Source organism: Streptomyces sp. NPDC096193 (assembly GCF_040302905.1).
GTDB lineage: Bacteria > Actinomycetota > Actinomycetes > Streptomycetales > Streptomycetaceae > Streptomyces.
In genome coordinates this window covers 431231-450537 of record NZ_JBEOSJ010000003.1, presented here as the reverse complement: position 1 = coordinate 450537, position 19307 = coordinate 431231, and the positions used below count along the sequence as shown (strand labels likewise).

At 71.4% G+C, this 19307-nt stretch carries 19 protein-coding genes; 9 read left to right on the top strand and 10 right to left on the bottom strand.

Going from position 1 to position 19307, the window contains the following annotated elements; genetic code table 11:
• Window positions 1–136: 136 nt before the first annotated feature.
• A complete protein-coding gene (locus tag ABTX78_RS07515; protein WP_352205838.1) occupies window positions 137–547 on the bottom strand; it encodes a hypothetical protein in 411 nt (136 codons plus the stop codon).
• A 107-nt stretch (window positions 548–654) separates the two neighbouring features.
• Here ABTX78_RS07515 and ABTX78_RS07510 point away from each other — a divergent pair, with 107 nt between their 5' ends.
• Window positions 655–945, top strand: a complete 291-nt coding sequence (locus ABTX78_RS07510) for a hypothetical protein (RefSeq protein WP_352205837.1) — start codon at window positions 655–657, stop codon at window positions 943–945.
• Window positions 946–1012: 67 nt separating this feature from the next.
• On the opposite strand, the gene hutH is transcribed toward ABTX78_RS07510, so the two are convergent.
• From hutH to ABTX78_RS07485, 5 genes are all read right to left on the bottom strand, one after another.
• Window positions 1013–2581, bottom strand: coding sequence for a histidine ammonia-lyase (gene hutH / locus ABTX78_RS07505; RefSeq protein WP_352205899.1), 1569 nt, complete (start codon window positions 2579–2581; stop codon window positions 1013–1015).
• 130 nt (window positions 2582–2711) lie between these two features.
• Window positions 2712–3875: a GGDEF domain-containing protein gene (locus ABTX78_RS07500; RefSeq protein ID WP_352205836.1), complete on the bottom strand. Its 1164-nt coding sequence runs from the start codon at window positions 3873–3875 to the stop codon at window positions 2712–2714.
• Window positions 3876–3937: 62 nt separating this feature from the next.
• On the bottom strand, window positions 3938–4732 hold the full coding sequence (locus ABTX78_RS07495) for an enoyl-CoA hydratase/isomerase family protein (protein WP_352205835.1): 795 nt from the start codon (window positions 4730–4732) through the stop codon (window positions 3938–3940).
• An 89-nt stretch (window positions 4733–4821) separates the two neighbouring features.
• Window positions 4822–6060, bottom strand: a complete 1239-nt coding sequence (locus tag ABTX78_RS07490) for an adenylate/guanylate cyclase domain-containing protein (RefSeq protein WP_502993789.1) — start codon at window positions 6058–6060, stop codon at window positions 4822–4824.
• 129 nt (window positions 6061–6189) lie between these two features.
• Window positions 6190–7047: a biotin--[acetyl-CoA-carboxylase] ligase gene (locus tag ABTX78_RS07485; RefSeq protein ID WP_352205834.1), complete on the bottom strand. Its 858-nt coding sequence runs from the start codon at window positions 7045–7047 to the stop codon at window positions 6190–6192.
• A gap of 109 nt (window positions 7048–7156) precedes the next feature.
• Here ABTX78_RS07485 and ABTX78_RS07480 point away from each other — a divergent pair, with 109 nt between their 5' ends.
• Entirely contained in the window at window positions 7157–8767 is a 1611-nt protein-coding gene (locus tag ABTX78_RS07480; RefSeq protein WP_352205833.1) for an acyl-CoA carboxylase subunit beta, read from the top strand.
• A gap of 14 nt (window positions 8768–8781) precedes the next feature.
• Window positions 8782–8988 (top strand): acyl-CoA carboxylase epsilon subunit, encoded by a 207-nt coding sequence (locus tag ABTX78_RS07475; RefSeq protein WP_327680968.1) that lies wholly within the window; start codon window positions 8782–8784, stop codon window positions 8986–8988.
• 14 nt (window positions 8989–9002) lie between these two features.
• On the opposite strand, the gene ABTX78_RS07470 is transcribed toward ABTX78_RS07475, so the two are convergent.
• Window positions 9003–10277 (bottom strand): SGNH/GDSL hydrolase family protein, encoded by a 1275-nt coding sequence (locus ABTX78_RS07470; protein WP_352205832.1) that lies wholly within the window; start codon window positions 10275–10277, stop codon window positions 9003–9005.
• Window positions 10278–10490: 213 nt separating this feature from the next.
• Between ABTX78_RS07470 and mmpB the strand changes: the two genes are divergently transcribed.
• Both mmpB and ABTX78_RS07460 read left to right on the top strand, forming a co-directional pair.
• Window positions 10491–10619: a morphogenic membrane protein MmpB gene (mmpB, locus tag ABTX78_RS07465; RefSeq protein ID WP_313944495.1), complete on the top strand. Its 129-nt coding sequence runs from the start codon at window positions 10491–10493 to the stop codon at window positions 10617–10619.
• A 20-nt stretch (window positions 10620–10639) separates the two neighbouring features.
• The gene (locus ABTX78_RS07460) at window positions 10640–11245 is read left to right on the top strand and encodes a Maf family protein (protein WP_352205831.1); all 606 of its coding nucleotides are present in this window, start codon (window positions 10640–10642) and stop codon (window positions 11243–11245) included.
• Window positions 11246–11461: 216 nt separating this feature from the next.
• Here the strand turns inward: ABTX78_RS07460 and ABTX78_RS07455 are convergent, their stop codons facing one another.
• Window positions 11462–11920 carry a hypothetical protein gene (locus tag ABTX78_RS07455; protein WP_352205830.1) on the bottom strand — a complete coding sequence of 153 codons (459 nt, stop codon included), beginning with the start codon at window positions 11918–11920 and terminating at the stop codon, window positions 11462–11464.
• Window positions 11921–12279: 359 nt separating this feature from the next.
• On the opposite strand from ABTX78_RS07455, the gene ABTX78_RS07450 reads away from it, so the two are divergent.
• Window positions 12280–14034, top strand: coding sequence for an ATP-binding protein (locus ABTX78_RS07450; protein ID WP_352205829.1), 1755 nt, complete (start codon window positions 12280–12282; stop codon window positions 14032–14034).
• A gap of 220 nt (window positions 14035–14254) precedes the next feature.
• Window positions 14255–14788 (top strand): TetR/AcrR family transcriptional regulator, encoded by a 534-nt coding sequence (locus ABTX78_RS07445; RefSeq protein WP_352205828.1) that lies wholly within the window; start codon window positions 14255–14257, stop codon window positions 14786–14788.
• Between the two features lie 113 nt (window positions 14789–14901).
• On the opposite strand, the gene ABTX78_RS07440 is transcribed toward ABTX78_RS07445, so the two are convergent.
• Both ABTX78_RS07440 and ABTX78_RS07435 read right to left on the bottom strand, forming a co-directional pair.
• Window positions 14902–15855 (bottom strand): DeoR/GlpR family DNA-binding transcription regulator, encoded by a 954-nt coding sequence (locus tag ABTX78_RS07440; protein WP_313944500.1) that lies wholly within the window; start codon window positions 15853–15855, stop codon window positions 14902–14904.
• A 143-nt stretch (window positions 15856–15998) separates the two neighbouring features.
• The gene (locus tag ABTX78_RS07435) at window positions 15999–17438 is read right to left on the bottom strand and encodes an NAD(P)H-quinone dehydrogenase (RefSeq protein WP_313944501.1); all 1440 of its coding nucleotides are present in this window, start codon (window positions 17436–17438) and stop codon (window positions 15999–16001) included.
• Window positions 17439–17820: 382 nt separating this feature from the next.
• Between ABTX78_RS07435 and ABTX78_RS07430 the strand changes: the two genes are divergently transcribed.
• Complete coding sequence (locus ABTX78_RS07430) at window positions 17821–18258, top strand: gamma-glutamylcyclotransferase family protein (RefSeq protein ID WP_313944502.1); 438 nt, start codon at window positions 17821–17823, stop codon at window positions 18256–18258.
• A gap of 122 nt (window positions 18259–18380) precedes the next feature.
• Complete coding sequence (locus ABTX78_RS07425; RefSeq protein WP_502993788.1) at window positions 18381–19211, top strand: purine-nucleoside phosphorylase; 831 nt, start codon at window positions 18381–18383, stop codon at window positions 19209–19211.
• The last annotated feature ends 96 nt before the right edge of the window (window positions 19212–19307 follow it).

Here is a 19307-nt window from a genome sequence, read left to right as displayed (position 1 = left end):
CCGATGTGGGGAACACCACTCATCGACGCAGCCGCCACGGTGCCGGTTGCAGTCCCGCGGCACGCATCCGGCCGGGCCCCGGCCCGTGGAACCGGGGCCCTGACCGGCCGGTCCGGAGAACCGCCGGTCCAGCAGGCTACGGGCGTGCGCCGTCGGCGTCCACGTCGTCCGGTTCGTCGGCGTCGTCGTCGGAGTCGTCGGCGGCGTCGTCGTCGTCGTCGTCGTCGTCGTATGCTCCATCTTCCTCGTCGAGGTCCCACTCCTCGGCATCGGGGTCGTAGTCGATCTGCTCGCTGGTCCAGGACGCCTGCGCCAGTTCGACGCCGGGGACGTCGCCGACCAGGTCGAACGGGTCCACGAGATACGCGACGGCCTCGGCCTCGTCCTCGCGCACCGCCGACTCCGCGTGGGCGCGCTCCTCCTCGGGCATGTACTCGTCCGAGGCGATCCGCTCCAGCGCGGCGCCGGTCAGCGATTCGGGTGCCCCGATCTCCAGCACCAATTCCACCCGCAGGCGCACATACCGTGATGTCTCAGAAGTGGTCATACGACGGAGAGTAGAGCTCCAGGCCGCCCGGCTTTCCCACGACCCGCTGCGTTCACTAGCATCAGCGCACCGGCCAATTCGAGGATGCCTCAAGGGGGATCGAGTCCGTGTCCGTCGCACGTCGACCGCTTCTGACCGCCACTGCCGCTGGGACCCTGCTCTGCGCGCTGTGGTTCGTGCCGTCAGCGAACGCCACTGCCGAGCAGGAGGGCGTGGACAGACAGCAGACCGGTGCGGCGGCGACGTCCCAGCACCTGGAACTCGCCGACACGGGCACCTTCGACACCACGCCGTACATCATCGGCGGCACGACGTTCCTGGGACTCGGCGTGGGCTTCCTGGCCTACTCCGTACGCCGGAGCGCCACCGGGGCGACAGGCGCAACAACCGCGCTGTGAAAGCCGGATGACCCGGGGCGGCGCCCCGGGTCATCGTGAGCTTCCTGCCGCGCTCGTGGCTCGTTGGTCAGGCCAGCGGCCCTGTCACCGGTTCCACGGCGGCGATGAGCCCCCCGTCGCGGACGAAGACGTCCGCCGCCTCCAGGTCGGGGGCGAGGAAACGATCCGGCCCGGGCCCCTGCACACCCGCCGCGCGCAGCGCCTCGATGGCGGCCTGCGAGGCGGGCGCAGGGGTCAGACCGTGCCGCAGCTCGATACCGCGGGCGGCCGCGTAGAGCTCGACGGCGATGATGCGGTTCAGGTTGCCGACCGCGGTGCGCAGCTTGCGCGCCGCCGACCAGCCCATGGACACGTGGTCCTCCTGCATCGCGGAGGACGGGATCGAGTCGGCGGACGCGGGGACCGCGAGCCGCTTCATCTCGCTGACCAGGGCGGCCTGGGTGTACTGGGCGATCATCAGGCCCGAGTCCACGCCGGCGTCCTCGGCGAGGAAGGGCGGCAGCCCGTGGCTGCGGTTCTTGTCGAGCAGCCGGTCGGTGCGGCGCTCGGCGATGGAGCCGAGGTCGGCGGCGACGATGGCGAGGAAGTCGAGGACGTACGCCACGGGCGCGCCGTGGAAGTTGCCGTTGGACTCCACCCGGTCTCCCCCGGCGCCTTCGGCCTGGGTACCCCCGAGCAGGACGACCGGGTTGTCGACGGCGGAGGCGAGTTCGCGTTCGGCGACCAGGCGGGCGTGCGCGAGGGTGTCCCGGCCGGCGCCCGCGACCTGCGGGGCGCAGCGCACCGAGTAGGCGTCCTGGACCCGGGGCGCCTCGTCGTGCTGGAAGTGGCCGACGAGTCCGGAGCCCTTGAGCACGGCGCTCATGTTGGCGGCGGAGACGCCTTGGCCCGGGTGGGGGCGGATGGCGTGCAGCTCGGGGGCGAGCACCTTGTCGGTGCCGAGGAGCGCCTCCAGCGAGAGCGCGGCGGTGATGTCGGCCGAGGTGTAGAGGCGCTGGAGGTCGGCGAGTGCCATGACCAGCATGCCGAGCATGCCGTCGGTACCGTTCAGGAGGGCGAGGCCCTCCTTCTCGCGGAGTTCGACGGGTGCGATGCCGTGCTCGGCGAGCAGGTCGCCCGCGGGGCGCACCACACCGTCGGGGCCCTCCGCGTCGCCCTCGCCCATGAGGGTCAGGGCGCAGTGGGACAGCGGCGCGAGGTCGCCGGAGCAGCCGAGGGAGCCGTACTCGTGCACGACGGGCGTGATCCCGGCGTTCAGCACGTCCGCCATGGTCTGGGCGACCGCGGGGCGTACGCCGGTGTGCCCGGAGCAGACGGTCTTCAGCCGCAGGAACATCAGCGCGCGGACGACCTCGCGCTCGACGCGCGGGCCCATGCCGGCGGCGTGCGAGCGCACGATGTTGCGCTGGAGCTGGGCGCGGAGTTCATGGCTGATGTGCCGGCTGGCGAGTGCGCCGAAGCCGGTGGAGACCCCGTAGACGGGCTCGGGCTTGGCGGCCAGGGCGTCCACGACGGCGCGGGCGGCGGCGATGGCGGCCTGTGCCTCGGCGGAGATCTCGATACGGGCGCCCAGGCGGGCCACGGCGACGACGTCATCGGCGGTGGTACCGGACGTCCCCACCACGACGGTATGCATATCCATATTCAGCAGCGTACGGATTGAATCGCAACCTGTCACTAGTGGTGGGCGGGTGGGCCCCTTACTCCCCCTCGCCCCCATCGACGCCCACGAGACGCACGCTTCCCTCACGGCGGGACGCCGGGCCCTACGGCTCGCTCCAGGGCTCCTCGACCTCCTCCGGCCGCACCCCCCGGAAACGGCGGCGGTCCTGGTGCGAGCGCGGCGGGGCGTCCGCCAGGCGCAGCACCGTGCCGTCGCGTCCCGCCACCACCGGCTTCGGCGAACGGGCCGCCTTCGCCCGGTACTGGGCCGCGTCCGCCAGCCGGAACAGCCGGCGGCCCGAGCGGACGTGCCCGATCGGGTCGCCGGTCGACGCGACCCCGCACGCCACTCCTTCACCGAGTTCCAACTCGGCCGCGCGGACGCAGAGTTCGTCGGCCACCCGGACCACCTCGTCGGACGAGGGGCCGACCGTGACGAGGCAGAACTCGTCGCCGCCGAGCCGGGCCGCGAGCGCCCCGGGCAGCATGGCGCCGCACAGCGACAGGACCGAACCGAATCGTTCCAGCAGCCGGTCGCCGACCGCGTGGCCGTGCGTGTCGTTGACCCGCTTGAGGCCGTTCAGGTCACAGACGACCAGGCTGACGACGGAACCGTCCTCGCGGTGGCGCTCCAGGGCCTCGTCGAGGCGGGTGTCGACGGCGCGGCGGTTGGCGAGACCGGTCAGCGGGTCGGTGAAGGCGAGGCGGCGGACCTCTTCGAGCCGCTCGGTCTGGGCGATCCCGGCGGCGATCACGGAGGCGAGGACGGTCGCGAAGTCGGCGTCGTGGCGGTCGAAGACGGCGACGCCGAGCGGACGGGCCACATAGAGCTCGCCCCAGGCTCGGCCGTGCAGCACTATCGGCGCCACGACACAGCAGCCGCGGCGGCGGCGGCGCAGGGCCGCCACCCTCTGGTGGCAGTAGCCGTGGTCCGGCGTCGCCGGACCGTCCACGGTCTCCACCCAGGCGTCCGGCTCGCCGCCGCCCGCCCACTGCTCGTGCAGGAACTCCGTGATCTCGGGGAAGCGGTTGACGGGGTAGGTCTCCGACTCGGGGAACTCCTCTTCGCCGGCGGCCCGTTCGCCCGCGTTCACGAGCACCTTGAGCCGCCCGAGTTCCCGCTCCCACACGGACAGCGCCGCGAAGGAGCCCGCCAGCGCGGAACACGCGCCCAGCGCCGCCGCGCGCCACGACTCGCGCGGGGTGTGCGCGGCAGCCATCGCCTGCGCCAGCGCCACCACGGCTCGCAACCGCCGATCCTCAGCCATCAACCCAGCTTAGGGAGGTTTGGGAGGATTTGATCAGTTGAAGGGGGCCGAGATTCTCCGGGTCACTCGCCGGGCCACTGCGGCTTGCGCTTCTCGTTGAAGGCGGCGACGCCCTCGGCCCGGTCCCCGGAGAAGGCGACCGAGCGCCAGGCCGCGTCCTCGACCTCCAGTCCGGCACGCAGATCGAGCCCCTGCCCGAGACGCAGGGCCCGCTTGGCGGCACGCAGACCCACCGGTGAGTTCGCGGCGATCCGGGCGGCGAGGGCGAGCGCCTCGGTGCGGGCGTCCTCCGCGAGCTGGTCGACGAGGCCCAACTCCCGGGCCTCCGCCGCCTCTACACGCCGCGCGGAGAACACCAGCTCGGCGGCGCGGGCGGCCCCCACCCGGCGCGGCAGCAGCTGCGTACCGCCGCCGCCGGGGATGACGCCCACGGACACCTCGGGCAGGCCCACCACCGCGGTCGCGTCGGCGACGATCACATCGCAGGCCAGAGCCAGCTCGAACCCTCCGCCGAGCGCGTATCCGTGCACCGCGGCGACCGTGGGCATCGGCAGCTCCAGTACTCCGGTGTAGGCGGCACGGGCGGTCGGGCGCTGCCGGACCAGCTCGGCGTCCGAGAAGGAGTTGCGCTCCTTGAGGTCGGCCCCGACGCAGAAGGCGCGTTCGTTCGAGGAGGTGACCACGGTGACGCGGACGTCCCGGTCGGCGGCGAGGGCATCACAGGCGGCGGCGAGCGAGCGCGCCATCTCGGTGGAGACGGCGTTCATGGCCTTGGGGCGGTCGAGGACGAGCTCGGCGACGTGCTGGTGCGTGCGGACGAGGACGAATTCTCCGAACCGCTGCTCGGACTCGGACATAGGGACCCTCCCGGTTAACGACGGTTCACCGGATCATAGGCCCGCGGCGTTCCCGGCCGTGCGGGGCCCGGTTCCCCGGCCCGGAAGGCTCACTGCGGGCGACGGGAGAGCAGCCAGGGCTCGACGACACCCAGCCCTCGGACCGGGCGCTGCCACATCGGCTGGAGCGCGAAACGGTACGTGGGCGGCTCCCTGCCCTCCTTCTCGGCCTTCGCCGCCTCCTCGGCGGCCTCGGCCTCCGACGCCGGCGCGTCGCCGGTCCGCACCAGCTCCTCCGCGAACGCCCCGTCCACCAGTACGGCGTCCTTCGGCGCTATCGAGGTGAGCCGGCTCGCCAGATTGACCGTCGTGCCGAAGACATCGCCCATCCGCGTGGTGACCGTGCCGAAAGCGATGCCGACGCGCAGCGCCGGCATCGACTCGTCGTGCGTCATCGTCTCGATGAGCCGCAGGGCGATCTCCGCGGCCGTGCCGGCCTCGTCGGCCGCGTAGAGCACCTCGTCACCCAGCGTCTTGATCAGCCGGCCGCCGTGGGCGGCCACCAGGTCGGCGGACGTGGTCTCGAACGACTCGACCAGTTCGCCCAGTTCCTCTTCCTCCAGGCGTCGCGTCAGCCGGGTGAAGCCGACGAGGTCCGCGAAGCCGACCGCGAGCCTGCGGTCGACCATCTCCTCGTCGTCCGCGGCCTGGACGACACGTCCGGTGGCCGCGGCCAGCTGTCGTCGCCAGACGTAGATCAGGAACTCCTCCAGCTCCGGCAGGAGCAGCTCCACCAGGGGATACGTGACTTCCGTCCGCGTCATCCCGGGCTCGGGAGGCTCGGTGAGGCCCTCCAGAAAGGAATCGATCTGCCATTCGGCCAGCCGGGCGGTGGTCTGGCCGGTGGAGCGCGCCACCTGGACCGCCATCGGCTCGCTCAGCAGGCCGGCCTCGACGAGACCGGCCAGCCGGCGCAGCGCGAGGACGTCCGCCTCGGTGAGCGCCTTGGCCTGGCCGATGTCCGCGAAGCCCATGGCCCGCCAGAAGCGGGAGGCGAGCTCCATGGAGACGCCCGCGGTACGCGCCGCCTGGAAAGGGGTGTAGCGCCGTTCGGCGCCGAGGATCAGCTGTTCCAGCCGGATGGCGAGGGGGTCGTCGGTCGGTTCGACCGTGTGGTCGACGGCGTGGTGGGGCGTGGGATGCACAGCCCCGGAACTGCCGGATGCCGCGTTGCCGGATTCGGCGGCGGACTCGGGAGAACCTGACTCGAAATCGCCCGGCCCGGAAGCCCCGGACTCGGAACCGGAGCCGGAATCGTCCGCGCCGGAAGTGGTGTCGTCGACGGTCACCAGCCGCCTCCTGCCCGTTCCCTGCGCACTGTCCTGCCGATCTGTCGCTCGATCGCCTCAACGATACGGCAGGTGTGCCCTGGCTCACGTCCGAGAGGCTTGGCCGGTTCAGCGGCGCGACGCACCGGCTCAGCCGGCCGGCCGCAGGTGCACGATGTCGCCCGCGCCGACCGTCTCCCGGGTGCCGTCGCCGGTGGCCAGAACAAGCCGTCCGGCGCCGTCCAGGGCGATGGCCTCGCCGGTCACCGACCGGTCCCCGGGCAGCTCGGCACGGACCCTGCGGCCCAGGGTTGCGCAGCCCGCGGCGTACGCCTTCTGCACCCCCGAGAGTCCCGCGTCGCCGCCCGCTTCGCGCCACTTGCCGTACCACTGCTCCAGGGAGCGCAGGACGGCCCGCAGCAAGGTGTCGCGGTCGGTGGAGACGGCGTTCGCCAGCGCCAGGGAGCCCGCCGACGGCACGGGAAGTTCGTCCTCACGGAGCGTGACATTGATCCCCATGCCGATCACCACGCCGCTGTCGCCCGCACGCTCCGCGAGGATCCCGCCGGTCTTGCGTTCCTCGCCACCCACAGTCACCAGGAGGTCGTTGGGCCACTTGAGGGACATGTCCAACCCGGCGGCCCGGCTGAGCCCCGTCGCGACGGCCACTCCGGTGAGCAGCGGGAGCCATCCGTAGCGCTCCACGGGCACCTGAGGGCCGGGACGCAGCAGCACGGACAGGAAGAGCCCCGAGCGGGCGGGCGCGGTCCAGCTGCGGTCCAGGCGGCCCCTCCCGGCGGTCTGCTCCTCGGCGACGAGTACGGCCCCTTCCTGCAGGGAGCCCGCTTTCGCCGCCAGATCGGAGTTGGTCGACCCGGTGGCGGGCACGATGTCGAACGAGGTCCACAGCCCGCCCGGCTGCAGCAGGGCGCGGCGCAGCGCGGAGGCGTTCAGCGGCGGCCGGTCCAGGTCGGACCAGCGGCTCCCGGGCGCATTCTCAGACGTCATGCAAGCCAGGTTAGGTGTGGTAAACGACGCACTGCCGAACGGTATCCACGCCGATACGCTACGAGTCAGTAGCCAACGACCCCGTGATCAGCCAGGGAGCCGCATCCCGATGTCCGAGCCGGAACAGATCGCCAGCTCCAGCAGTCCCAGCAGCCACACCACCGCGGGAAAGATCGCGGATCTGCAGCGCCGCATCGAGGAGGCGACGCACGCCGGCTCCGCCCGCGCGGTGGAAAAGCAGCATGCCAAGGGCAAGTTGACGGCCCGTGAGCGGGTCGATCTGCTGCTGGACGAGGATTCGTTCGTGGAGTTCGACGAGTTCGCGCGGCACCGCTCCACCAGTTTCGGCCTGGAGGAGACCCGTCCGTACGGTGACGGAGTGGTCACCGGTTACGGCACGGTCGACGGCCGCCCGGTCGCCGTTTTCTCCCAGGACTTCACCGTCTTCGGCGGTGCGCTCGGCGAGGTCTTCGGCCAGAAGATCATCAAGGTCATGGACTTCGCCCTGAAGACCGGCTGCCCGGTCATCGGGATCAACGACTCCGGCGGCGCCCGTATCCAGGAGGGCGTCAGCGCGCTCGGCATGTACGGCGAGATCTTCCGCCGCAACACCCACGCCTCGGGCGTGATCCCGCAGATCTCGCTGGTCGTCGGGCCGTGCGCGGGCGGCGCGGTGTACTCCCCCGCGATCACCGACTTCACGGTGATGGTCGACCAGACCTCGCACATGTTCATCACGGGCCCGGACGTCATCAAGACCGTGACCGGGGAGGACGTCGGCTTCGAGGCGCTCGGCGGCGCCCGTACCCACAACAGCACCTCCGGCGTCGCGCACCACATGGCGGGTGACGAGAAGGACGCCATCGAGTACGTCAAGTCCCTGCTGTCGTACCTGCCGTCGAACAACCTCTCCGAGCCGCCGGCCTTCCCCGAGGAGGCCGACCTCGCGACGAACGACGAGGACCGCGAGCTCGACACCCTGATCCCGGACTCGGCGAACCAGCCGTACGACATGCACACCGTCATCGAACACGTGCTGGACGAGGGCGAGTTCCTGGAGACCCAGGCGATGTTCGCGCCGAATATCCTCACCGGGTTCGGCCGGGTCGAGGGTTTCCCGGTGGGCATCGTGGCGAACCAGCCGATGCAGTTCGCCGGCTGTCTCGACATCAACGCCTCCGAGAAGGCCGCGCGTTTCGTGCGCACCTGCGACGCGTTCAACGTGCCGGTGCTGACCTTCGTCGACGTTCCCGGCTTCCTGCCCGGTGTGGACCAGGAGTACGGCGGCATCATCCGCCGCGGCGCCAAGCTGATCTACGCGTACGCGGAGGCCACCGTCCCGCTGATCACGGTGATCACGCGGAAGGCGTTCGGTGGCGCGTACGACGTGATGGGCTCCAAGCACCTGGGAGCCGACCTGAACCTCGCCTGGCCGACCGCGCAGATCGCGGTGATGGGCGCGCAGGGCGCGGTGAACATCCTGCACCGCCGCACGATCGCGGCCGCCGGCGACGAGGCGGCCCAGGAGGCGACGCGCGCCCGGCTGATCGAGGAGTACGAGGACGCGCTCCTCAACCCCTACACGGCGGCCGAGCGCGGCTACATCGATGCCGTGGTCATGCCGTCGGACACCCGGTCGCAGATCGTGAAGGGACTGCGTCAACTGCGCACCAAGCGGGAAAACCTCCCGCCGAAGAAGCACGGCAACATCCCCCTCTAGGAAGGGACCTGACGATGATCAAGGTCGTACGAGGAAACCCGACCCCCGAGGAGCTGGCCGCCGCCCTGGCGGTGGTCCAGGCCCGCGCCGCGGCGACGGCCTCCGCGCCGGAGGGTGCCGTGGCGCCGGCCGAGCAGTGGTCGGACCCGGCGAGGATCGCCCGCAGCCGCCGTCCGCTGCCCGGCCCGCGGGCGTGGGCCCGCACCTTCTGGCCGGTCTGACCGGGGCTTCCGGCTCACCGGGACCGTGACAGCACCCCGGCTGCCTCCGCCGCCATGCGGAGGTAGCCGGCGTCGCCCGGGTGCAGCGCGTCCCCGTGGTCGTAAGCCGGGGCGAGCCGGTCCGGGTCCGACGGATCGGCGAGTGCCCGGTCGAGGTCGATGACGGCGTCGAACTCCCCCGACGTACGGATCCAGTGGTTGACCTCGTCGCTGACCCGGGCCGAGTGCGGCCCCCAGTGGTCGGAGCCCTTCAGCGGCAGCAGCGTCGCGCCCACGATCTCCACCCCGCGGGCGTGGGCCTGCCGTATCAGCTCGCGGTACCCGGCGATCAGCTCGGCCGCGGGCACCACCGGGGCGGGCTTGTACGTGGGCTGCCCCTCCGCCTCGCTGAAGCCGATGTCGTTGAGGCCGTGGAGCAGGACGACGGTGGAGACGCCGGGCTGGTCGAGGGCGTCACGGCGGAAGCGCGCGGTGGCCCGCTCGCCGTACCAGGCCGAGTCGTTGAGGACGAGATTGCCGCCGATGCCCGCGTTGAGGACGGGCCGGTCGACGCGTTCGGCGAGGGCGTCGGACCAGCGCCGGTCGGCGCCCGGCGTGGAACCGAAGCCGTCCGTGATGGAGTCGCCGAAGAGCACGATGCCGCCGCCGTGGGCGGGCCGGGCGTGGCCTGCCACCTCGACGCCCGAGAGGTAGTACCAGGACTGCGTGACCTCGGTGAAGCGTGCGCCCGAGGTGTCCGCACGGCGGTCCCCGGCGGCGCGGTAGGAGTCGGTCCAGCCCTGGGCGTGGAAGGTCGCGGGCCCGGTGGTGCCGGCGAAGTACAGCGTCACGGTGACCTGCCCCCGCGGCGTCAGCGGCAACCGGGCCGCGTCGCTGCGCAGTTCGCCGTGTGCGGGAATCGAGACCGAGCGGCTGCCGCCGAAGGTGAGGGCGCGTACGGAGCCGGGCCGCAGCGCGGCGCCACCGCCGGCGCGGGCGACGGTGGCACCGGTGAGGTGCAGGGGGGAGGTGCCGTACGCGTTGGACAGCCGGATTCTGATCCGGTCGCCGCCCTCGGTGACCCGGACGACCTGGCGGACGGTCTGCCGGGAGAAGCCCTCCTGGGACCAGTTCGGGGTGAAGCCGGTGCTGGGGGTCTGCGGCGAGGCGGCCCAGGCCGCGGTCCAGTGAGGGTGACGGGTGTCGTCGCGGATGGGCGCCGCGGCCCGGGCGTCCGTGCCGGCGACGAGGCCGAGCCCCACGGCGACGGCGGCGAGCGGGGCGACGGCACGGTGCAGATACCGGTGCATGGCGGTGCTCCTTCTCGATCCCGAACCCTAACGGGCCGGAAGTTCCATTAAGCGATAGGAGAACGGTAGCACTACGGAGAGCCTTAATGGAACGGCAAGCCCATTTGGGGTGGAGTCGCCGAGCGGGTCATCACGAAAGGGTCCGCCCGTACCCAGACCGTTGAGTACCTGTACTCAGGCGCCGGAGGGCCGTACGGGCGCAGGATCGAAAGCATGCTGTGGTCCGACCCGAAGAACGAACCCCCCGAGGAGCTGCGCCAGACCCAGGCGATGATGCGCCGCGTCGGTCTGGTGCTGGCCTTGGCCATGGTGCTTGCGATGTTTGTGGTCGGCCTGCACTGAGCGCCGCCTACGATGGCGGCATGACCGTCCAAGCCCCCCGCCTTGTTCTGGCCTCCGCCTCTCCCGCCCGGCTGAATCTGCTGCGCCAGGCCGGGCTCGCGCCCGAGGTGATCGTCAGCGGCGTCGACGAGGACGCCCTGAGCGCCCCGACCCCCGCCGAACTCGCCCTCGTGCTCGCCGAGGCCAAGGCGGCCGTCGTCGCCGCACGCCCCGAAGCCGCCGGAGCCCTGGTCATCGGCTGTGACTCGGTTCTGGAACTCGGCGGCGAGGCCCTCGGCAAACCCGTCGACGAGGAAGAGGCCACGGCCCGGTGGAAGGCGATGCGCGGACGCTCGGGCGTGCTGCAGACCGGTCACTGCGTCACCGACACCACGACCGGCCGGATCGCGTCGGCCACCGCGTCGACCACGGTCCGCTTCGGTGAACCGTCGGACGCCGAGGTCGCCGCGTACGTGGCGAGCGGTGAACCGCTGCATGTGGCGGGCGCGTTCACCCTCGACGGCCGCTCGGCGCCGTTCATCGAGGGGATCGAGGGCGACCACAGCAACGTCATCGGCCTGTCCCTGCCGCTGCTGCGCGGGCTGCTGGCCGAACTGGGTTACTCGATCACGGATCTGTGGGCCTGAACGGACCCTGCACCTTCCCGGCCGGAGTCCGCGCCCTCCCGGTGCCACCCCGCGCCCTCACCGGCCGGCCCCCGCACCCCCGGCCCTTCGGAGCCGCACCGCCCGGCGCTTCGAACGCGCCCGCGGCGACCGCCGGACCGCGAGGCTGACACCCCCTGACAGCGTCGCGCCGGACCTGACGGATCCCGCCGGGCCTGACAGATCCGCCGGCCGGTGTCAGGCCGGTGCGGCACCGTTCGTCGGCGCCGGCCCGGCCTGCGGCGCCGGCTTCGCGTCACGCGGTGTGCGCTCCCTGCCGAAGGACACCAGCACCAGCACGATCAGCGCGAGCACGACCATCATGAACGCGAAGGCGGACCAGCCGACCAGACCCACGGTCAGCGCACCGAGCACGCCGTGCGTCACCGCCGCGGTGATCAGCAGGATGCGGCCAACGCGCCCCGGCGCACGGTCACGCACCCCGGCCAGCAGGGCGACCACGGCGCAGGCCGCCAGGTAGAGGCCGAACACGATCCCCATCACCCAGGTGCCGGTGACCATCGCGTCCGGGTCCATCCCCGCGAGGGACATGTCCTGACCGTCCACGAACGTGGCGAGGATGCCGTTGACGACGACGAAGCCCACGGCCTCCATCAGCAGTACAGCCGCGGCCACCACGGCCACCGTTCTGCGCATCACGGCGCCCCCAACCCTCAGTTACCGGAAGTACGTACGACAGCGCGAACGCTACTAACGGGTAAATGGCAGGACAAGGGTCCCGGCACGCTGGGTCGCCAGGCAAAGAATCATTCGCCCATTCGTAGGGACTCCACAAAGAAACCCGTTCGGCCGCTGGCTCCATGAACAGAGACCTGCGCCACACAAGAGGGCTACTGTGCGAGGAGGAAACCCGTCGTACCGTGGTGCGACAAGGGATTTCGCGACTGGGGCGAGCCTCGAATCACGCTCCGTGTGGGCAAGCTCACCATTGGGGACGGGTCGAAAGGCCGTGTCGGCTGTCCCTAAACTCAGCTTGTTTCAAGGAGGGAGCCATCGTGCGCAAGGTGCTCATCGCCAACCGAGGCGAAATCGCTGTACGTGTTGCCCGGGCCTGCCGGGACGCCGGGATCGCGAGCGTAGCCGTCTACGCCGATCCGGACCGGGACGCTCTGCACGTCCGCGCGGCAGACGAAGCGTTCGCCCTGGGCGGTGACACTCCGGCAGCCAGCTATCTGGACATGGCCAAGGTCCTGCAGGCCGCGAAGGACTCCGGTGCGGACGCCATCCATCCTGGATACGGCTTCCTCTCCGAGAACGCCGAGTTCGCCCAGGCCGTACTGGACGCCGGGCTGACCTGGATCGGCCCGCCGCCGCAGGCGATCCGCGACCTCGGTGACAAGGTCGCCGCCCGTCACATCGCGCAGCGCGCCGGCGCGCCGCTGGTGGCCGGCACGCCCGACCCGGTCTCCGGCGCCGACGAGGTCGTCACGTTCGCCAAGGAGCACGGCCTGCCGATCGCGATCAAGGCCGCCTTCGGCGGTGGTGGCCGCGGTCTGAAGGTCGCCCGCACCCTGGAAGAGGTGCCGGAGCTGTACGACTCCGCGGTCCGCGAGGCGGTCGCCGCCTTCGGTCGCGGCGAGTGCTTCGTCGAGCGCTACCTGGACAAGCCGCGGCACGTGGAGACGCAGTGCCTGGCCGACCAGCACGGCAACGTCGTGGTCGTCTCCACCCGTGACTGCTCGCTCCAGCGCCGCCACCAGAAGCTGGTGGAGGAGGCCCCCGCGCCGTTCCTGACGGCCGAGCAGAACGCCGAGCTGTACGCCGCGTCCAAGGCCATCCTCAAGGAGGCCGGCTACGTCGGCGCCGGCACGGTGGAGTTCCTGGTCGGCGTCGACGGCACGATCTCCTTCCTGGAGGTCAACACCCGTCTCCAGGTCGAGCACCCGGTCACCGAAGAGGTCACCGGCATCGACCTGGTGCGCGAGATGTTCCGCGTCGCCGACGGCGAGGAGCTCGGCTACGGCGACCCGGAGGTGCGCGGCCACTCCTTCGAGTTCCGCATCAACGGCGAGGACCCGGGCCGCGGCTTCCTGCCCGCGCCCGGCACGGTGACCACCTTCGCCCCGCCCTCCGGGCCCGGTGTCCGCCTGGACGCGGGTGTGGAGTCCGGCAGCGTGATCGGCCCGGCGTGGGACTCCCTGCTGGCCAAGCTGATCGTCTCCGGCGCCAGCCGTGAGCAGGCGCTCCAGCGTGCCGCGCGTGCGCTGGACGAGTTCACCGTGGAGGGCATGGCCACGGCCATCCCGTTCCACCGCGCGGTCGTCCGCGACCCGGCGTTCACGAGCGACCCGTTCCGCGTCCACACCCGCTGGATCGAGACCGAGTTCGTCAACGAGATCCCCGCGTTCGCCGCCCCGGCGGAGGCGGAGGTCGAGGACGAGCCGGGCCGCGAGACGGTCGTCGTCGAGGTCGGCGGGAAGCGCCTCGAAGTGTCGCTGCCGGTCTCTCTCGGCATGTCGCTGGCCCGCACCGGTCTGGCGGCGGGTGCGAAGCCCAAGCGCCGTGCCGCGAAGAAGTCCGCGTCCGCGGCCTCCGGCGACACCCTCGCGTCCCCGATGCAGGGCACGATCGTCAAGATCGCGGTGGAGGAGGGCCAGGAGGTCAAGGAGGGCGATCTGATCGTCGTCCTGGAGGCCATGAAGATGGAGCAGCCCCTGAACGCCCACCGCGCGGGCACCATCAAGGGCCTCGCCGCCGAGGTCGGAGCCTCCGTCTCGTCCGGCGCGGCCATCTGTGAGATCAAGGACTGACGTCCGGCGCGTAGTGCCACAGGTGCGGATCCCGCCCCGCCGAGTCCTCGGACCGGCGGGGCGGTCCCGTCCCCGCACCCGGGAAGCCGCGGTGGGGGTACCTGGCGCGCTCGAAGGGTTACGAGGGAGTGCGTGCCAGGGCACGCGAGCCCGACAGGATCAGGACGCCAGAGGCTGGGTGGCATCCTGGAGACCGGCGCGGCCCAGGGAGGACGGCACGATGACCACGAGTACGACAGCGGCCTCGGCACGGCCGATGCGGGCGGATGCGCGCCGGAACTACGAACGGCTGCTCGGCGAGGCCCGTACCGCCTTCGCCGAGCACGGCACCGACGCGTCGCTCGAAGAGATCGCACGACGGTCGGGGGTCGGTATCGGCACGCTGTACCGGCACTTCCCCACCCGTCACGCGATGATGAACGCCGTCTTCCAGGACGCGCTCGCGTCACTGCTTGAGCGCTCCCGCGAACTGGCCGGCGCGGACCGGCCGTGCACGGCGCTGGTGGAATGGCTGCGCGCCATCATCACTCATGCGGGTGAGTACCGGGGCCTCTCCAGGGCGCTCATGTCGGCGTCCCACGACCGGAGTTCGGCACTCTCGCAGTCCTGTGTGCCGCTGCGCGAGGCGGGCAATGAGCTGTTGGTACGGGCACAGGAGAGCGGCGCCGTGCGCCCGGATGTCTCGATCGCGGACCTGATGCAGCTGACCAACGCGATCGCGCTGGCCGCGGAGCAGACACCCGACGACCCGTAACTGGCGGACCGGCTCCTGCTGCTGACCCTGAAGGGCCTGCGGCCGGACCGCCCCTAGTACGCCGAACACGGGCGCCGGACACGTACGCCGAACACCACCCGCGCGAGGCGAACCTACCTGCGGCGGAGGTCCGCCACCCTCGCCGCCCGCTCCACACCCGGGTCGGGCGCGAGCGCTCCGGCCGCGCTGCGCAGCTGATGCCCCGGCCCGCCGCGGGTGCGGCGCTGTCCCGGAAGCGGCACATCACGGCGGGGCGGGCGGCCGGGGGCCGTCTCCGCGGCCCCTGCCGCACCGGCCACGGCGATCTGCACCCCCTGGTCGGCGAGCGCCTGGAGCTCGGTGGCCGCACGGTCGTCGTGGGCCGGCGGCTCGTCCGTGACCAGTCTGGTGATCACGTCCGTGGGGACGGTCTGGAACATGGTGTCGGTGCCCAGCTTGGTGTGGTCCGCGAGGACCACCACCTCGGCGGCGGCCTGCACCAGCGCCCGGTCGACGCTCGCGGAGAGCATGTTGGAGGTGGACAGACCGCGCTCGGCGGTGAGTCCGCTCCCGGACAGGAAGGCACGGGAGACCCGCAGTCCCTGGAGCGACTGCTCCGCCCCACTGCCGACCAGTGCGTAGTTCGAGCCACGCAGGGTCCCGCCGGTCATGACGACCTCGACGCGGTTGGCATGGGCCAGCGCCTGGGCGACCAGCAGGGAGTTGGTGACGACGGTCAGCCCCGGAACACGCGCGAGCCGGCGGGCCAGCTCCTGCGTGGTCGTACCGGCGCCGACGACGATGGCCTCGCCTTCTTCGACGAGGCCCGCGGCGAGGTCGGCGATGGCCGTCTTCTCCGCGGTGGCGGACAGGGATTTCTGCGGAAAGCCGGACTCTCTCGTGAATCCGCCCGGCAGTACCGCACCGCCGTGGCGGCGGTCGAGGAGTCCTTCTGCCTCCAGTGCCCGCACGTCCCGACGTACGGTCACTTCGGAGGTCTGGACGACGCGGGCGAGCTCACGGAGCGACACGGCTCCGTTGGCGCGCACCATTTCGAGGATCAATTGGCGACGTTCTGCAGCGAACACGAAACTGACAGTAACCCCACCGGCCGATAGTTTTCAGCACTATGCGCCGAATAGCAGAAGTTGCCCTTATCGGAGTTCGGCAAGTGGTATAGGCGGAGCCGAAGTTGATCGCCGGTGCGCCAAGTGCCCGGGGTTCTTCGGATTTACGCCTCGCCGGCCGTCTTCCGGGTGTGCAACTGGCGTGCCACCTCCGCGATCGACCCCGACAGAGAGGGGTACACGGTGAAAGCGTTTGCGATCTGCTCGACCGTCAGATTGTTGTCAACCGCGATCGAGATGGGATGGATGAGCTCGCTCGCACGCGGCGCCACCACACAACCGCCGACCACGATGCCCGTGCCCGGCCGGCAGAAGATCTTGACGAAACCGTCGCGGATGCCCTGCATCTTCGCGCGCGGATTGCGCAGCAGCGGCAGCTTCACCGAACGGGCGTCGATCTTGCCCGCGTCCACGTCGGCCTGGGTGTAGCCGACGGTCGCGATCTCCGGGTCGGTGAAGACGTTCGACGAGACCGTCTTGAGGTTGAGGGGCTGCACCGCGTCGCCGAGGAAGTGGTACATCGCGATCCGGCCCTGCATGGCGGCGACCGAGGCCAGCGCGAAGACGCCGGTGACGTCACCGGCCGCGTACACGCCCGGGGCGCTGGTGCGCGAGACCTTGTCGGTCCAGATGTGTCCCGAGTCCCGGAGCCGTACGCCCGCGTCCTCCAGGCCCATGCCCGCGGAGTTGGGGATCGCGCCGACCGCCATCAGACAGTGCGAGCCGGAGATGACCCGGCCGTCGGAGAGCGTGACCTCGACCCGGTCGCCGACGCGCTTCGCGGACTCGGCGCGGGAGCGGGCCATGACGTTCATGCCGCGGCGGCGGAAGACGTCCTCGAGGACGGCGGCCGCGTCCGGGTCCTCACCGGGCAGCACGCGGTCGCGGGAAGAGACGAGGGTGACCCGCGAGCCGAGCGCCTGATAGGCGCCGGCGAACTCGGCACCGGTGACACCGGAGCCGACCACGATGAGCTCCTCGGGGAGCTCGTCCAGGTCGTACACCTGCGTCCAGTTCAGAATGCGCTCTCCGTCGGGGAGGGCGTCCGGGATCTCCCGCGGATGGCCACCGGTCGCGATGAGCACGGCGTCGGCGGTGAGCGTCTCCTCGCTTCCGTCGGCGGCGCGCACGATCACCTTGCGGGAACCGTCCATCGCCTGCTGGCCCTCCAGCCGACCGCGGCCCCGCATGACGCGTGCGCCCGCCCGGGTGACGGAGGCGGTGATGTCGTGGGACTGGGCGAGTGCGAGACGTTTCACACGGCGGTTGACCTTGCCGAGGTCCACGCCGACCACACGGGCGGCCTGCTCGATGTGCGGGGTGTCGTCGGCGACGATGATGCCCAGCTCCTCGTACGAGGAGTCGAAGGTGGTCATCACCTCGGCCGTGGCGATGAGGGTCTTGGAGGGCACACAGTCCGTCAGTACGGATGCGCCGCCGAGGCCGTCGCAGTCCACGACGGTCACCTCCGCGCCGAGTTGGGCGCCCACCAGGGCCGCCTCGTATCCGCCGGGTCCGCCGCCGATGATCACGATCCGGGTCACAGGGGTTACGCCTCGCGCTCTCGTTACTGCCGGGTGGGGTGTCCCGCTGGGCTGGAGTACGTACTCCATTGTCCCGCACGCTTCAACCCGCTCGCTCCCGGGGCCTCCCATGGGGGAAGGCGTCCACCCCGAGTGTCCCGGAAGATCCCCTCACCGCCCACCCGCGCGCCTCGCCGAGGACGAGAGCCGCGACGTCACCGCACCTCGCCCGGCACCCCAGCCGTCCCACCCACCCGACAGAACCCCCCGGCCCACCTCGCCCGCACGAGCCCGCACCCACCCGCACCACCACCGCCCACCCACCGACAGAAACCCACCACGCCCCCCGGCCCACCTCGCCCGCACGAGCCCGCACCCGTGCCCCTCCCGTACCCTCAATCCCATGTCGCTCTACGCCGCGTACGCCGGCAACCTCGACGCGCGGCTGATGTCCCGCCGCGCCCCGCACTCACCGCTGCGCGGCACCGGCTGGCTCAACGGCCACCGGCTGACGTTCGGCGGCGAGCAGATGGGCTGGGAGGGAGCGCTGGCCACGATCGTGGAGGCGCCGCGTTCCCAGGTCTTCGTCGCGCTGTACGACATCGCCCCGATGGACGAGGACTCGATGGACCGCTGGGAGGGCGTCGGCATGGACATCTACCGGCGGATGCGGGTCCGCGTGGACACCCTGGACGGCGAGGAGCCGGCCTGGGTGTACGTGCTGAACGGCTACGAGGGCGGGCTGCCGTCGGCGCGCTACCTCGGTGAGCTCGCGGACGCGGCCGACTCGGCCGGGGCGCCTCACGACTATGTGATGGAGCTGCGGAAGCGGCCCTGCTGACGGCCGCGCCGGGCACCGGGGCGGCCACGGAGCGTGTTCGTCGGAAACGACAAGACAACGATCCGAAGACCGTACGCTGCGTCATCTACGCGCGTAGGAAATGACCGGCTACCCTCATTCGCGTGAACGCATCAGTGAACCCGGACCTCAACGGCGCCTCCGCCGACCCCCACGCCGCGGCCGACGCCGCCGCCGCCCGCCTGCGCGAGCTGACCGGCGCCGAGACACACGACGTAGCCCTGGTGATGGGTTCCGGCTGGGCTCCGGCCGTCGACGCGCTCGGTGCTCCCGAGGCCGAGTTCCCGGTCACCGAACTGCCCGGTTTCCCGCCTCCGGCGGTCGAGGGCCACGGCGGCAAGATCCGCTCGTACCGCATCGGCGGCAAGCGCGCGCTGGTCTTCCTGGGCCGTACGCACTACTACGAGGGCCGCGGCGTGGCCGCCGTCGCACACGGTGTGCGCACCGCGGTGGCGGCTGGCTGCAAGACCGTCGTCCTGACCAATGGCTGCGGCGGTCTGCGCGAGGGCATGCGCCCCGGTCAGCCGGTGCTGATCAGCGACCACATCAACCTGACGGCGACCTCCCCGATCGTCGGGGCGAACTTCGTCGACCTGACCGACCTGTACTCGCCGCGGCTGCGCGCGCTGTGCAAGGAGATCGACTCCTCGCTGGAGGAGGGCGTCTACGTCCAGTTCCCCGGCCCGCACTACGAGACGCCGGCGGAGATCAACATGGTCCGCGTCATGGGCGGCGACCTGGTCGGCATGTCGACGGTGCTAGAGGCGATCGCGGCCCGCGAGGCCGGCGCGGAGGTGCTGGGCATCTCCCTCGTCACCAACCTGGCGGCCGGACTGTCGGGTGAGCCGCTCAACCACGAAGAGGTGCTCCAGGCGGGCCGCGACTCGGCGGCGCGCATGGGTTCGCTGCTGACGAGGGTCCTGGACCGGATCTGACACCCTGTCACCTCCGGGGACCCGGGTCCCCGGAGAACGGCCTCCGGCCGTGTCCTTCATCGCCGGCCGGGCCGGAGTTCTCCCGACCCATCACGA